Origin of the sequence: Streptomyces sp. MBT65 (genome assembly GCF_016612545.1) — a bacterium.
GTDB lineage: Bacteria > Actinomycetota > Actinomycetes > Streptomycetales > Streptomycetaceae > Streptomyces.
Genome location: NZ_JAENRY010000324.1, coordinates 1 through 14,282, shown reverse-complemented (window position 1 = coordinate 14,282; position 14,282 = coordinate 1). Strand labels below are relative to the sequence as shown.

Below are 14,282 nucleotides of genomic sequence, written 5' to 3'. Positions count from 1 at the left end.
ACCTGCCCCCTGACGCCCCGCCCTCAATAGCGCGCCGCACTCGCCGTCAACGGCGGATACACCGCACTGGCCACCCCGTCCACCGTCGCCCCCGCGTACTTGAGCATGTCGCCGACCTGCCGGTTGAGGTCGTAGGGGAAGTTGAGGGTCGGCGTGGACACCTCGTCGAGCGCGGCCGTCTGGGCCGGGGTGAGGTGCAGGTCCAGGGCCGCGAGGTTGGCTTCGAGGTGGGCCAGGGTGCGCGGGCCGATGAGGGTGGAGGTGACGCCGGGACGCGACCGGACCCACGACAGGGCTACGGCGGCGGAGGTCGCCCCGGTCTGTTCCGCGACCTCGGCCACGGCGTCGATCACCGTGAACTGGGCGTCGGTCGGCGCACCGAGGACCGCGGAACGCCTGGTACCGGCGGGAGTTGAGCGCTCCCGGGTGTAAGTCCCGGACAGATAGCCGCTCTTGAGGGGGCTCCAGGGAAGAACGCCCATCCCGGCGTCCTGGGCCAGCGGGATCAACTCGCCCTCGATGGTGCGTTCCAGGAGCGAGTACTCCAACTGGAGGGCGGTGACCGGGGTCCAGTCGCGCAGCAGTGCCGTGGTGTGGGCCTTCGCGGTGAACCAGGCCGGGGTGTCGGAGAAGCCGACATAGCGGATCTTGCCCGCCGTCACCAGGTCGTCCAGGGTGCGCAGGGTCTCCTCGACCGGGGTGGAACGGTCGTGGTTGTGCAGCCAGTACAGGTCGATGTAGTCGGTGCGCAGGCGGCGCAGCGAGTCCTCCAGCTGGCCGATGACCGCCTTGCGGCTCGCGCCGCCGCCGTTGGGGTCGCCGAGGTGGAGGTTGCCGTAGAACTTGGTGGCCAGGACGAGTCGGTCGCGCAGGCCGGGGTGGGTGGCGAGGAAGTCGCCGAGGATGGCCTCCGAGTGGCCGTTCGTGTAGAAGTTCGCGGTGTCGACGAAGTTGCCGCCGCGGTCGAGGTAGGCCCGGAGGATCCGCTCCGACTCCTCGACGCCGCAGCCGAAGCCGCCGTCCTCGCCGAAGTTCATCGCCCCGAGGCAGAAGGGGCTCACCTTGAGGCCGCTGCGGCCGAGACCGACGTACGAGTCGAGTGCCATGAAATGCTCCTGAGAGGAGATGTGTGGAATACCGACTCCTCAACAAAACCACTCCCACCAGGCATGTTGTTAGGGCGATCCCACCGCCCGCTTGCACGATCCTGCCGATCTGGCGTGCGGGCGGACGGTTGCGGGCGGCCCGTCGCGGTGGTTGGATCGGACGTGTACCCCGACGCACTTCTGACCGAACTCCGCGCCCTGATCGACCGGCACGCGACCCGCACGCCCCTCGCCGTCGAGGGCCTGATGCTGACCAGGGCCGACCGGCCGGAGGCGCCGAGCGCGAGCCTCGCCCGTCCCGTGCTGGCGATCGTCGCGCAGGGCTCGAAGCGGCTGATCCTGGGCGACCGTGTCCACGACTACGGGGCCGGCCAGTACCTGGTCGTCTCGGTCGACCTGCCGGTCGGCGGCCACTACACGCACGCCACCCCCGAGTCCCCCTTCCTCGCCTGCGGGCTGGCCCTGGAACCCGCGAAGATCGCCGCACTGCTCCTGGACGCGAGCTCCGGCACGCTCCCCCTCCCCCGGCGCCCGGCCCCGCACGGCCTCGCCGTGTGCGACGCGCCCGCCGAACTCCTCGACGCGGCAGTGCGGTTGCTACGACTGCTGGAGCGTCCCGGCGACGCACGGGTGCTCGGGCCGTTGATCGAGAAGGAGATCCTGTGGCGGCTGATCACCGGTGAACAGGGCGCACTGGTACGGCAGATCGGACTCGCCGACAGTCAACTCACCCATATCAGCAGGGCGATTCACTGGATCCGCGACCACCACACGGAAACCCTGCGCATCGACGACCTGGCCCGGCTCGCCGGAATGAGCGCCTCCCCCTTCCACCGGCACTTCCGCGCGGTGACCGCGCTGACCCCGATCCAGTACCAGAAGCGGATCCGCCTCCAGGAGGCCCGGCTGCTGCTGATGAGCAGCGCGGAGGATGTCGCCGACATCGGTTTCGCGGTCGGCTACGACAGCGCGTCGCAGTTCAGCCGCGAGTACCGCCGGGCCTTCGGCCGGCCGCCGGGGCAGGACGCGGTACGGCTCCGCGGCTCGACGCACAAGGGGTCCTGAACCCCCCACTCCCGCCACTCCGACGGCAAGTTAAGGTAAGCCTTACCTGGCCAGTTTTGATCGGAGAGACAGTGATCGTGCGTGCGTTCAAGAGGAAGGCTGTCACGGCGGTGGCCGCCGTGACCCTCGTCGGGGGATTGCTGGCCGGGTGCTCGTCGTCCTCCGCCGACAACGATGCCGAGCAGGCGGGCGACGGGCAGCAGAACAAGGTGATCGGTGCCTCGGAGGGGCCCGCCGCCGCGCCCAGCACCCTGGAGACGGGCATGGGGTCGGACACCGACACCGACGGGACCTTCCCCCGTACCGTCACGCACTTCGAGGGAAAGACGACCATCAAGGCGAAGCCCACGAAGATCGCTGTGCTGAGCACCGGACAGCTCGACGACCTGCTGGCCCTCGGTACCGTCCCGGCGGTCACCACCCGCGCCGAGAACGCCGGGCTCGTCCCCGCCTACCTCGCGGACGCCTTCCCGGCGGACAAGGCGAAGCTCGCCGCGATGACGGACGCGGGCACCCGCCAGGCGCCCAACCTGGAGACGCTCGCCGCCGCCAAGCCCGACCTGATCCTCGCCAACGACTCGCTCGGCGACCTCTACCCCAAGCTGTCGAAGATCGCCCCGACCGTCGTCACGGCCGGCAACGGCGTCAACTGGAAGCGCGACCTGCTGCTCGTCGGCGACGCGATCGGCAAGGGCGAGCAGGCGCAGGAGCTGCTCGACGGGATCGTCGAGGACGCGCACGAGAAGGGCGAGGCGCTGTCGAAGACCTCGGTGTCGATGCTGCGGTTCACGCCCGGCCGGACCCGGATGTTCGGTGTCTCCTCCTTCACCGGTTCCATCGCCGTCGACATGGGCCTCGACCGGCCCAAGTCCCAGCAGTTCAAGGCGATTTCGGAGGACATCGGCGCGGAGAGCATCGACAAGGCCGACGGCGACTGGATCTTCTACTCCGTGCAGGGCGACGCCGCCAAGACCGACGCGGCGAGCGTTTTGGCCGGGCCGCTGTGGAAGTCGATGTCGGCGGTCAAGTCCGGGCACGCGGTGAAGGTCGACGACGACCCCTGGTACCTCAACGCGGGCCCGACCGCCGCACGCCTGGTCGTCCTCCAACTCGCCGAGGACATCAGCAAGTAGAGAAGCACACAGAGAGACGAGCAGCGGAAGAGAAGTGAACCCCAAACGCCTCGCCTGGCCGGCGGCCACCCTCGCGGTGGCCGCCGCCGTGCTGCTCAGCCTCGCCGTCGGCACCCGGCCGGTCCCCCCGTCCGCGGTGCTCGACGCCCTTCTGCACGGCGGCGGTTCACCCGACGCGCTCGTCGTACGGTCGCTGCGGCTGCCCCGCACCGAGATCGGGCTGACGGCCGGTGCGGCGCTCGGCGTGGCGGGCGCCGCACTCCAGGCCGTCACCCGCAACCCGCTCGCCGATCCGGGCATCCTCGGCCTCAGCCAGGGCGCGGCGGCCGGCGTCGTCCTCGCCATCGCGACCGGCCTCGCGAGCGGTTTCACCGGCTACGTCTGGTACGCCTTCGCCGGCGCCGTCCTCGCCGCCTGTCTCGTCTACGGCATCGCCGCGCGCGGCCGGGGCGGGGCCTCGCCGGTGAAACTCGCCCTCGCCGGTACGGCGTTGTCCGCGATGACCGCCGGTGGTACGACCGTCGTGCTGACCTCCAGCTCGGCGACGCTGGACCAGTTCCGGTTCTGGCAGGTCGGCTCGCTGAGCGGCCGGGACGCCGACACGGTCGTAGAGATGCTGCCGTTCCTGGTGGCCGGGGCGCTGCTGGTGCTCGCCTGTGCGCGGGGGCTGGACGCGCTGGCCCTCGGGGACGAGACGGCGCGGGCGCTGGGGCATCGGGTGGGGGTCGTGCGGGTGTGCGCGGCGCTCGGGGCGACCCTGCTGGTGGCGTCCGCGGTGGCCGCCGCCGGGCCGATCGCGTTCGTGGGGCTGGCCGTCCCGCACCTGGCCCGGCGGCTCACCTCCGGCGGGCACCGCGCCCTGCTGCCGCTGTCCGCGCTGCTCGGCGCCGCGCTGCTGGTCTCGGCTGATGTGGCGGGGCGGGTCGTGCGCTCCCCCGCCGAGGTACCGGCCGGGGTGATGACCGCGTTGGTGGGGGTGCCGGTGCTGGTGGTGCTGGTGCGGCGCCGGGGGACGGCCGTATGAACGACACGGCGCGCCCCATCGAGCCCGACCGCACGAGCGGCAGGACGCACGCCACCGGGACCGATACCGCGACCGGGGCCTTTCGGCCCGCCGGTGTCACCGTGTTGCGCCCGCGTCCCGCCATTTCCCTTCTCCTGCACCGCCGTTCGGCCGTCGTGGCCGTAACTCTCCTGCTTCTGCTGGCCGTTGCGATGAGCGCCGCCGCATGTCTGGGGCAGACCTACATCTCGCCCGCCGACGTGTGGCACACGGTGCGTACCGGATCGGGGCCCTACGACCTCGTCGTCATGGAACTGCGGGTGCCCCGGATCGTGTTGGGGGCGCTGGTCGGGGTGGCCCTCGGGCTCGCCGGGGCGCTCGTGCAGACCGTCACCCGCAATCCGCTCGCCAGCCCGGATGTGATCGGGGTCGGGCACGGCGCGGCAGCCGCGACCGTACTCGCACTCTCTGCGGGGCTCGTCGGCTCGCCCAGTGCCATGCCCGTCGTCTCCGTCGTGGGCGGACTCGCGGCCGCCGCGCTCGTGTATGTGCTGGCGTGGCGGCACGGGATGCAGCCAAGTCGGTTCGTGCTGACCGGAGTTGGCATCGGGGTCGCGCTGTCCGCCGTGGTGCAGCTGTATCTCGCGGACAGCGAGCTGGAGGCCGCCGAGCAGGTCAAGCTGTGGCTGACCGGCTCGCTCAACGGGCGCGGGTGGGAACAGGCGGGGCCGCTCGCCGTCGTCCTGCTGCTGTCGCTGCCCGCGCTGGTGTGGGCGAGCCGGGCCGTACGGCCGCTCGGGCTCGACGCCGACACGGCCGCCTCGCTCGGGGTGCGGGTGGACCGGGCGCGGCTCGCGCTGACCGTGCTCGGGGTGGTGCTGGCCGCGACGGCGACCGGGGCGGCCGGGCCGATCGGGTTCGTCGCGCTGACCGCGCCGCAGTTGGCCCGGCGACTCACCCGTACGCCTCAACTGCCCCTGTTCTGCTCGGCGTTGACGGGTGCGGTGATTCTTGTGACGGCAGATCTTGCTGCCCGCACGGTGTTGCCCCCGCTGGAAGTGCCGGTCGGCGCGCTGACCTCGCTGGTCGGGGGGCCGTATCTGTTGTGGCTGTTGGGGCGGAACAGAGTCGGAGGCTGAGGTCGTTGGCGGCTGCGGGTGCGTGGGGGCTGGTCGCGCCCACGCGGCGGAGCCGCAAATCGATACAGCCCCCACGCACCCGAACACACCGGGCCCCGAAACCGTGCGGCTCCGAGACCCGGCTCAAGCAACGCGGTCAGATCGTCGCCGTGTCGATCACGAACCGGTACCGCACATCACTGGTCAGCACCCGCTCGTACGCCTCGTTGATCTGGTCCGCCGAGATGACCTCGATCTCCGCGCCGAAGCCGTGCTCGGCGCAGAAGTCCAGCATCTCCTGGGTCTCCTGGATGCCGCCGATGCCGGAACCGGCGAGGGTCTTGCGGCCGGCGATCACGGAGAACAGGTTGAGGGAGACGGGCTCCTCGGGGGCGCCCACGTTGACCAGCGCGCCGTCCGTCTTCAGCAGCGAGAGGTACGTGCCGAGGTCGAGCGGCGCCGACACCGTGGAGACGATGAGGTCGAGGGTGCCGCGCAGCTCCTCGAAGGTCTTCGGGTCGCTGGTCGCGTAGTAGTGGTCGGCGCCGAGCTTCAGGCCGTCCTCCTGCTTGCGCAGGGACTGCGACAGGACGGTGACCTCCGCGCCGAGCGCGTGCGCGATCTTGACGCCCATGTGGCCGAGGCCGCCCATGCCGACGATCGCGACCTTCTTGCCGGGGCCGGCGTTCCAGTGCTTCAGCGGCGAGTACAGGGTGATGCCGGCGCAGAGCAGCGGTGCGGCCACGTCGAGGGAGATGCCCTCGGGGATGCCGACGACGAAGTTCTCGTCGACGACGATGTTCTCGGCGTAGCCGCCGTAGGTGGGCTCGCCGTCCTTGCCGACGGCGTTGTACGTGCCGACGCTGCCGCCGGTGCAGTACTGCTCCAGGCCGGCCTTGCAGTTGTCGCACTCGCGGCAGGAGTCGACCAGGCAGCCGACGCCCACGCGGTCGCCGACCCGGAACTTGGTGACACCGGGGCCGACCTCGGAGACGATGCCGGCGATCTCGTGGCCCGGCACCATCGGGAAGATGGCCTCGCCCCAGCCCTCCCGGGCCTGGTGGATGTCCGAGTGGCAGATACCGGCGAACTTGATGTCGATCAGGACGTCGAACTCGCGGACGGCCCGGCGCTCGATGGTGGTGCGCTCCAGGGGAGCCTTGGCGGCGGGGGCGGCGTATGCGGCGACAGTGGTCATGCCGGAAACTCTCCTAGGGGGGATGTGCGCCCGGTTGCCTTCCGACCGGGCACGGGGTTCAGCCTGCCCGAAAGTCCGGTGGCTACCCAGGCCACGCCTCTGCGTACGTCCGCTGTGCCTACCACCAGCGAGGTCAGGCTCCTGGTCGTAGGACCGGGAATACTGGAGGGCATGGACGAACAGCCCGCATCCGCCACCGGCCCCGTGGACCCCGGCCTGCCGCTGGACCGGCGGGCCGAGCTGAGCGAGTTCCTGCGCACCCGGCGGGCCCGGCTGAAGCCGGAGGACGTCGGTCTGCCGGACTTCGGGCGGCACCGCAGGGTGCCCGGGCTGCGGCGCGAGGAGCTGGCGCAGCTCGCCGGGGTGTCGGTGGCGTACTACACCCGCCTGGAACAGGGCAACGGTCGGAACGTGTCGGCGGAGGTCCTCGACGCGATCGCCCGCGCGCTGCGGCTGACGGACGCCGAGTCCTCGCACCTCACCCATCTGGCGAAGCCGAAGCAGCACAAGAAGAAGACCTCGACCCCCACCCAGCACGTGCGCGTGCCGCTACGGCACCTGCTCGACTCGATCGACGCGATCCCGGCGTACGTCTGCGGCCGGCGCACCGACATCCTGGCCTGGAACCGGATGGCCGCGGCGGTCTTCGGCGACTGGTCGGAGCTGCCGCCGCAGGAGCGGAACTGGGCGCGGCTGGTGTTCCTGCGGCCCGAGTACCGGGAGCTGTTCGTGGAGTGGGAGCAGAAGGCGGTGGACATCGTCAGCATGCTGCGGATGGACGCGGGCTTCTGCCCGGACGACCCGCGGCTGTCCGCGCTGGTGGGCGAACTCTCCGTGAAGAGCGAGGAGTTCAGACGCCTGTGGGCGACCCACGACGTCAAGGAGAAGAGCTACGGCGTCAAGCGCCTCCACCATCCGCTGGTCGGCGATCTCACCCTGCACTTCGAGGGCTTCAAGCTGAGCGACGGTTCCGACCAGACCCTGATCGCCTACCACCCGGAGCCGGCCTCCCCGTCCGCCGACGCCCTGCGCCTGCTGGCCAGTTGGGGCACGGACGCGACCCGGGCGGGCCGCTCGGCCGACCGTCCCGGCCTCACTCCGTGACACCGAGGTCGGCCCGCATCAGCCGCCGCATCGCGGCCAGCCGGGGCTCGGCCTCCTTCAGGTCGAGCAGGGCTTCCTCGGCGCTCTCGCCGGACCGGGCCCGGTCCCGGTCCAGGCGTTTGACGACGGCGTCGGCGTCCGCGAGGACCTGGTTCACCGCGCGGGACGCGTCCAGGATCCGCTCGGGCACGACCATCTGCGCCTCGGCGTACCGGTCCCGGTAGTCCCGGCGCGCCTCCTCCAACAGGTCGCGCTCCTGCTCGGTGTAGACGTGGTCGCGGATGCGGTGCAGGGCGTCCTTGAGCAGCGTGTGGAACTGCCGTGAGGCCCGGTTCATGGCCGTGTAGGCGTCCCGTCGCTCCTCGAACCGCCGCCCGCGCTCGGCGAGTTGTGCCTCCTCCGCGCGCTGCCGGGCGGTGAGGCGCTGGCTGAGGGCGGGCGCGAAGAGCGTTCCGAGCACCCCGACGACGGCGGTGATCATGGCGGTGACGGCGGCGGTCATGAGGTCAGGGAAACACGGACGGCCCGCCGGAAGGTGTACTTCCGGCGGGCCGTCCGCTTCAACTCAGCTCACTCCGGGACCTACTTGGCGTAGTACGCGTTGTAGATCGAGACCGTCGACTTGTTGCCCTTCTTGTCGGCGATCTTCGCGTGGAACGAAATGGCCTTGCCCTTGGCCGGGTTGGTGACGGTGATCTTTCCGTTGACGACGTTGACCTTCTTCCAGGTCTGGCCGTAGTCGTACGACACCCACACGCCCAGGGACTTGAGGTTGCGGCCGGCGGCCGCGCCCTCGACGGTGACCGGGAAGGTGACCTTCTTGCCCGCCTCGACGCGGCTGTCCAGGCCGGTGACCGCATTGAACCGGGCGGTGGAGACCGGGAGTTGGGCGACGGTGTTCCCGGACGGCTTCTTCGAGGAGAACGTCCAGCTCGCGTCGATCCGGGTGGAGGCGGCGGCGACCTTGACGCTGCGGATCACCGAAGTGGTCAGCTTGTACGAGGCGTTGCCGGCCGGGACCTTGAACGTCTCCCCGCCGAACAGGGGATCCTTGTTGGAGCCCACCTTGGTGCCGTTGCGGTACAGCGTCGTGTTGACCGAGGTGAACAGCGACGAACCCGCGTTCTTCTGGGCGTCGGCGAACAGCGGCAGCGAGCCGGCGATCTCGTTGCCGTAGCGGAAGACGCCGTAGTCGGCGTCGATGTGCGGGCCGAACACCGCGGTGTTGAAGGTCCGGGTGTAGCTCTGGCCGCCCTTGAAGGTCTGGGCGCCGTTCGAGACGTAGAAGGCCTCCGCGATCGGGAAGCCGTCCGCGTCGACTCCGCCGTCCTGCTCGAAGTCGAGCTCCCACTTGACGCCGTTGACGGTGGAGACGTGCAGCGTGCGGGTGCCGGGGATCGGCTGCGGTCGGGCGGTGGCGGTGGCGCCGGAGCCCTCGGGCAGATAGCCGAAGGCGAAGAGCAGACCGGTCTTGCCGCTCGCCGCGGCGCCCATGCGGCCCTTCACCGTGGCGAGTTCACTCGCCTTGTAGTGCTTGGTGTAGCCGGTGGCGAGCTGCTTGACCTTGCCGCCGGTCGTGGTGTCGTACTGCTGGTCGGTGCCCTTGGCGAAGTGCGCGTCCCACGTCTCGGTCAGCGAACCGTCGGTGACCTGCGGACCGAGGTGCGCGGAGCGGAAGTTGGCGAAGGAGTCCAGGAACCAGCTGAAGCCGAAGCCCCCGTCGGCCGTGTCGACCTCGTACCCCGGTGACGCGAAGGTGGACACGGCACCGGTGTCGGGCACGGTGATGTCGACCGGCTTGGCCGTGCGGGCGTCGATGGTGATCGAGGTGTTCTTGCTGATGTCCAGCTTGGGCTGGGCGAGCCAGTCGGCGCCCTTGGTGAAGTCCTCCGGGTCCACGAAGATCCCGGTGTCGAGGACGTAACCGCCCTTGGGGACACGGAGCTTGACGGTGCCCGAGGCGTCGTAGGGGTTGAAGAAGCTGTCACTGGCGAGGCCGGACAGGCCCGCCAGCGAGGCGGAGTAGTACGTGGCCGGGGTGCCGTCACGGTTGACGAACTTCAACGTGAGGTCGTACGACTGCACTTCGCGCACCACGGCCGCGGCCGTACGGACGCTCTGCCCGCCGCCCGTCGCCGTCACATACGCGGAGTAGGCGCCGTCGAGGGTGCCGCCCAGCTTGGTGTTGACGGTCAGGCCGACCGAGGCGCTGCCGCCGGCCGGGACGGTCACCGAGGTCTTGGCGAGCTTGAAGAAGCCCGAAGGAGCGGCCTGGCCCCTGGGGTTGGTGGCGGCCACGGTCAGCTTGAGGGTGACGGGCGTGGTGCCGAGGTTGCGGTAGGTGACCTGCCGGGTGTCCGGGATGTCGTCGGTGTGCGGCCACTGCTGGATGCCGAAGCTCTCCGAGACCGGGTCGGCGATCACGCTCTGCTTGATGGCCTTGTCGACGGCGATACGGCCCGAGCCCTGCTCGAACGGCGTGTAGGCGCCGCCCTTGGCGGAGCCGGTCAGCGCGCCCTTCAGCTCGGCGTAGCCCCAACTGGGGTGCTCCTGCTTGAGGATCGCGGCGGCGCCCGCGACATGCGGGGTCGCCATCGACGTACCCGAGATGGTCAGGTAGCCGGGCGGGTTCTCGCCGACCTCCTGGTCGATGACGCTGCCGGGCGCGGCGGCCGCGGTGATGTCGACGCCGGGCGCGGTGACGTCCGGCTTGATGGCGCCGTCGCCGACGCGCGGGCCGGTGGAGGAGAACTCGGCGAGGTTGTCGGCGCCGTCGACGGCGCCGACCGTGATGGCCGCGTCCGCGCTGCCGGGCGAACCGATCGACTGCGGGCCTTCGTTGCCGGCCGCGATCGCGAACAGGATCCCCTTCTCGGTGGAGAGCTTGTTGACCTCCGCCTCCAACGGGTCGATGCCCGGGGTGTCCTGACCGCCGAGGCTCAGGTTGACGATGTCGGCGCCCTGTTGGGCCGCCCACTCCATGCCGGCGAGGATGCCGGAGTCGGCACCGGAGCCGCTGTCGTCGAGGACCTTGCCGTTGAGGATCTTCGCGTCGGGCGCGACGCCCTTGTACTTGCCGTTCGACTTCGCGCCGGTGCCCGCCGCGATGGACGCGACATGCGTGCCGTGCCCGAAGTGGTCGTCCGCGTCGGCGGCGGTGGAGAAGTTCTTGGACTCGATGACCTGGGTCTTCAGGTCCGGGTGGTCGGCGTCGACTCCCGTGTCCAGTACGGCGATCTTGACGCCCTTGCCCGTGTAGCCGGCCGCCCACGCCTTCGGGGCGCCGATCTGCGGCACGGACTTGTCGAGGCTGGCCTTGCGGACGCCGTCGAGCCAGACGTGCGCGATACCGGCGGCCGTACGGTCGCCGTCGGTGACGGCCTTCCACAGCTCGGGCGCGTCCTGGCGCGGGGTCTGCACGGCGTCGGCGTTCAGGGTCTTCAGGGACTGGCGCAGCGTGCCCGCGTCCCGGACGTCGGCCTTGGCGGCGGTGGCGGCGCCCTGGTAGCCGACGATGACCCGCAGGCCGGACTTCTGGGCGGCGCGCTCGGCGGACTTGTTGAGCTCGGTGACGTCGAAGAGCCGCTGGTCGAGCTTGCCGGAGGCGACCAGTCGGGCCGCGTCGGCGGGTACGACGAGCGTGTGCCCGTCGGCCTTCCGCACCTGAACGGGTATGTGCTGACGGCCCTTTGCCGCCTGGAAGCCCACGACCCGGCCCTTGGCGTCGACGGTGACGCGGTCGCCGGTGATCAGGGTGATGTGGTGGCTGCCCGCGAGCCGGGCCTTCGCGGCAGCCGCCGTGCTCCCCGCTGAACTGCCCGCGCTCTGTTCGGACTTCGCCGATGCCGGGCTGGTCATACCCGCGGCGAGGGCGACGGCGGCGGACGCGGCGACGGTGGCCACGCACGCTCTTCTGACGTGTCTGCGCAAGACTCCCCCTGGAGCTGAGGTACCGGGCGAATTCCCCATTCACCCGGCCGGGGGATTGCCCGCACAGCCGTACGTGATCACCCCCCGGATACGCAAGTATGCCGAGGGGCGATCACCCGCTCAAGAGATGAGAGGAGGGTAAGAAAGCGCGTCCGGGAACTGTTACGCCCCTGCCCTGACTCCGTTACGCAGTCGCCGGGTGCAGTCCGCGAGAACTCCGGTAGAGGGCCGTCACTCCCGCCGAACTCCCTTGCGCGGCAACCGAGTTACTTGGACGCCGCGTTCTCCTTCACCGTGATCTTCCCCTTGCGGATGGTGGCGAGACGCGGCGCCTTCTTCGCGATGGCGGAGTCGTGGGTGACCATGATGAAGGTCAGCCCGTGCTCCTTCCACATGCGCTCCAGTACGTCCATGATCTCGTCGCGCATCGACTCGTCGAGGTTGCCGGTCGGCTCGTCGGCGAGCAGCACCTTGGGCTGCTTGACGAGCGCGCGGGCGATGGCGACGCGCTGCTGCTGGCCGCCGGACATCTCGCCGGGGAGGTGCCCGAGGCGCTCGCCGAGACCGACCGAGACCAGCGCGTCGGCGGCCCGCTGGCGCCGCTCCTTCGCCTTCACGCCCAGTGGTACGAGGGCGGTCTCGACGTTCTCCTGCGCGGTGAGCGTCGGGATCAGGTTGAAGGACTGGAACACGAAGCCGATGTTCTCGCTGCGGACCTTGGTGAGTTTGGCCTCCGACAGCTTCGCCAAGTCGATGCCGTCCAGGACGATTTCGCCGGCGGTGGGGCGGTCGAGGGCGCCGATCATCTGGAGCAGGGTGGACTTGCCGCCGCCGGTGGGGCCCTGGATGACCAGGCGGTCGCCGTCGCCGATGGTCAGGTCGATGCCGTCGAGGGCGTGGACGGTTTCCTTGCCTCGGGAATAGAGCTTGGTGACGCCTCTGAGTTCGTACATGGTCCAACTCCTGGGGAAGTAAAGGGGGTTGGGGTCCGCCGGTGTGACGGACCCCAGATCGCGACGCCGTTTCGACTTCGCCAGGCTCGCTACTCGACTCTGCGCAGGGCGTCCGCCGGGCGGAGGCGGGAGGCGCGCCAGCCGCCGAAGGCGCCGGCGATCAGACCGCCGGCCACGGCGAGACCGACCGCGAGGGCGATGGTGGTGGCGTTGACGGGCGCGGTGAGGGCGACGTCGAGCGTCTTGGCCGCGGCCTGCCGGCCACCGCCGAAGCCGCCACCGCCGCCGGGTCCACCGCCGCCCGCGCGGCCACCGGCGGCGGTGTTGCCTAGGGAGGCCGACAGGGTCGGGCTGATCGCGGTCACGACGTACGCGCCCGCCAGGCCGAGCGCGATACCGAGGACGCCGCCGACCAGACCGTTGACGACGGCCTCGCCGACCACCTGCCGGGTGACCCGGCCGGACTTCCAGCCGAGCGCCTTCAGCGTGCCGAACTCCCGCACCCGGCGGGAGACCGCCGAGGAGGTCAGCAGACCGGCGACCAGGAACGCGGCGATCAGCACCGCGATCGACAGCCACTTGCCGACGCTGGTGGCGAGGGAGGAGGCGGTGGACAGGGACCCGGAGACGGTGTCCGCGAGGTCGGCGGACGTGGTGACCGTCGTACCGGAGACATTGCTCGTGATGGTCTTCTTGACGGCCGAGATCTGCTTGGAGTCGGTCGCCTTGACGTAGATCGTGGTGACCTTGTTCTTGTCACCGCTCAGGGTCTGCGCCTGCGTCAGCGGGATGTACAGGTTGGCCGCCGCGTCCCCGCTGGTCGCGGTGGCGATGCCGATGACCTTGTACTTGACGCTCTTGATGGTGACGGTGGAGCCGACCTTGAGCTTCTTCTCCTTGGCGTACGCCGAGTCGGCGACGACGACCTTGGAGTTGGTCTCGGCGGTGGTGAAGGTACGGCCGCTGGTGATCTTCGAGGAGGTCAGCGGGCCGAGCGCGGGCTTGGTGACGTCCGTGCCGTAGACCGTGTACGCGTTGATGTTGAAGTTGGCGCCACCACCGGTGACTTCGCCCTGGGGGGCGCCGGTGCCGCCGCCGCGGTTGCCGCCGCCGCCTCCGGTGCCGCTGCCCTGGTTCTGCTGGAACTGGCCGCGGGTGAACTGGCCATCGACCTTGACGACGTTGAGGCTGAGCCCGCCGACGGCGTCGGAAACACCCTTCTGGCCCGCCACCTTGGTGACGGTGGTGGAGGCCAGGGTGGTGAAGCCCTGGACCATGACGCGGTCACTGGACTGTGTCTTGCTGTCGCCGTTGTTGTTGGCGTCGAACTGGAACCGCGGCTGCTGGGAGCCGCTGGCGGTGGGCGTGGCCGCCTTGGTGACGGTCATGTCCGTACCGAGTCCGTACAGCGACTGGAGGACCTTGTCCTGGGCCTTCCCCATGCCGGAGGACACGGAGTTGACCACGATGACCAGCGCGATGCCCAGGGCGAGGCCGGAGGCGACGACGAGGGCCGCTTTTCTGCGGCGGCGCAACTCGCGCCTCAGGTAGGTGAAGAACATGGCCCGCAAGCTAGGTACAGCGCGTGATGATGCCATAAGGCCGACATAAGAGAACGATGAGAAGGCTGTCCGTGGCCAAAGAATGGCCATGCGCGGGGCTGTCAACGGGC

The 14,282-nt window shown here is 70.3% G+C and carries 11 protein-coding genes; 5 read left to right on the top strand and 6 right to left on the bottom strand.

Annotated elements, in window-relative coordinates; all coding sequences use genetic code 11:
* Nucleotides 1-23: 23 nt before the first annotated feature.
* Entirely contained in the window at nucleotides 24-1,106 is a 1,083-nt protein-coding gene (locus JHN63_RS42855) for an aldo/keto reductase (protein ID WP_200690542.1), read from the bottom strand.
* A 162-nt stretch (nucleotides 1,107-1,268) separates the two neighbouring features.
* Between JHN63_RS42855 and JHN63_RS42850 the strand changes: the two genes are divergently transcribed.
* The 4 genes from JHN63_RS42850 to JHN63_RS42835 all read left to right on the top strand — a co-directional run bounded on the left by JHN63_RS42850 (nucleotide 1,269) and on the right by JHN63_RS42835 (nucleotide 5,446).
* Entirely contained in the window at nucleotides 1,269-2,171 is a 903-nt protein-coding gene (locus tag JHN63_RS42850) for an AraC family transcriptional regulator (protein WP_307782115.1), read from the top strand.
* A gap of 77 nt (nucleotides 2,172-2,248) precedes the next feature.
* Nucleotides 2,249-3,304 carry an iron-siderophore ABC transporter substrate-binding protein gene (locus JHN63_RS42845; RefSeq protein WP_200690540.1) on the top strand — a complete coding sequence of 352 codons (1,056 nt, stop codon included), beginning with the start codon at nucleotides 2,249-2,251 and terminating at the stop codon, nucleotides 3,302-3,304.
* A 34-nt stretch (nucleotides 3,305-3,338) separates the two neighbouring features.
* Nucleotides 3,339-4,328 (top strand): iron ABC transporter permease, encoded by a 990-nt coding sequence (locus JHN63_RS42840; RefSeq protein ID WP_200690539.1) that lies wholly within the window; start codon nucleotides 3,339-3,341, stop codon nucleotides 4,326-4,328.
* Complete coding sequence (locus JHN63_RS42835; RefSeq protein ID WP_234478522.1) at nucleotides 4,325-5,446, top strand: iron chelate uptake ABC transporter family permease subunit; 1,122 nt, start codon at nucleotides 4,325-4,327, stop codon at nucleotides 5,444-5,446. The genes JHN63_RS42840 and JHN63_RS42835 overlap by 4 nt, the downstream gene beginning before the upstream one ends.
* Before the next feature lie 136 nt (nucleotides 5,447-5,582).
* Here the strand turns inward: JHN63_RS42835 and JHN63_RS42830 are convergent, their stop codons facing one another.
* Nucleotides 5,583-6,623: an NAD(P)-dependent alcohol dehydrogenase gene (locus JHN63_RS42830; RefSeq protein ID WP_200690538.1), complete on the bottom strand. Its 1,041-nt coding sequence runs from the start codon at nucleotides 6,621-6,623 to the stop codon at nucleotides 5,583-5,585.
* Between the two features lie 171 nt (nucleotides 6,624-6,794).
* Between JHN63_RS42830 and JHN63_RS42825 the strand changes: the two genes are divergently transcribed.
* Nucleotides 6,795-7,727, top strand: a complete 933-nt coding sequence (locus JHN63_RS42825; RefSeq protein ID WP_200690537.1) for a helix-turn-helix domain-containing protein — start codon at nucleotides 6,795-6,797, stop codon at nucleotides 7,725-7,727.
* On the opposite strand, the gene JHN63_RS42820 is transcribed toward JHN63_RS42825, so the two are convergent.
* The 4 genes from JHN63_RS42820 to JHN63_RS42805 all read right to left on the bottom strand — a co-directional run bounded on the left by JHN63_RS42820 (nucleotide 7,717) and on the right by JHN63_RS42805 (nucleotide 14,172).
* Nucleotides 7,717-8,229 carry a hypothetical protein gene (locus JHN63_RS42820; RefSeq protein ID WP_200690536.1) on the bottom strand — a complete coding sequence of 171 codons (513 nt, stop codon included), beginning with the start codon at nucleotides 8,227-8,229 and terminating at the stop codon, nucleotides 7,717-7,719. The genes JHN63_RS42825 and JHN63_RS42820 overlap by 11 nt on opposite strands.
* Nucleotides 8,230-8,309: 80 nt before the next feature.
* Entirely contained in the window at nucleotides 8,310-11,696 is a 3,387-nt protein-coding gene (locus JHN63_RS42815) for a S8 family peptidase (protein WP_200690535.1), read from the bottom strand.
* A gap of 227 nt (nucleotides 11,697-11,923) precedes the next feature.
* Complete coding sequence (locus JHN63_RS42810) at nucleotides 11,924-12,610, bottom strand: ABC transporter ATP-binding protein (RefSeq protein ID WP_200690534.1); 687 nt, start codon at nucleotides 12,608-12,610, stop codon at nucleotides 11,924-11,926.
* A gap of 89 nt (nucleotides 12,611-12,699) precedes the next feature.
* On the bottom strand, nucleotides 12,700-14,172 hold the full coding sequence (locus JHN63_RS42805; RefSeq protein WP_200690533.1) for an ABC transporter permease: 1,473 nt from the start codon (nucleotides 14,170-14,172) through the stop codon (nucleotides 12,700-12,702).
* Between the last annotated feature and the right edge of the window lie 110 nt (nucleotides 14,173-14,282).

What these genes read in the sequence shown, in the direction of transcription:
- JHN63_RS42855 (WP_200690542.1), bottom strand. Translation starts at nt 1,106, where the DNA reads ATGGCACTCGACTCGTACGTCGGTCTCGGCCGCAGCGGCCTCAAGGTG.
- JHN63_RS42835 (WP_234478522.1), top strand. Translation starts at nt 4,325, where the DNA reads ATGAACGACACGGCGCGCCCCATCGAGCCCGACCGCACGAGCGGCAGG.
- JHN63_RS42820 (WP_200690536.1), bottom strand. Translation starts at nt 8,229, where the DNA reads ATGACCGCCGCCGTCACCGCCATGATCACCGCCGTCGTCGGGGTGCTC.
- JHN63_RS42815 (WP_200690535.1), bottom strand. Translation starts at nt 11,696, where the DNA reads ATGGGGAATTCGCCCGGTACCTCAGCTCCAGGGGGAGTCTTGCGCAGA.
- JHN63_RS42805 (WP_200690533.1), bottom strand. Translation starts at nt 14,172, where the DNA reads ATGTTCTTCACCTACCTGAGGCGCGAGTTGCGCCGCCGCAGAAAAGCG.
- JHN63_RS42810 (WP_200690534.1), bottom strand. Translation starts at nt 12,610, where the DNA reads ATGTACGAACTCAGAGGCGTCACCAAGCTCTATTCCCGAGGCAAGGAA.
- JHN63_RS42825 (WP_200690537.1), top strand. Translation starts at nt 6,795, where the DNA reads ATGGACGAACAGCCCGCATCCGCCACCGGCCCCGTGGACCCCGGCCTG.
- JHN63_RS42830 (WP_200690538.1), bottom strand. Translation starts at nt 6,623, where the DNA reads ATGACCACTGTCGCCGCATACGCCGCCCCCGCCGCCAAGGCTCCCCTG.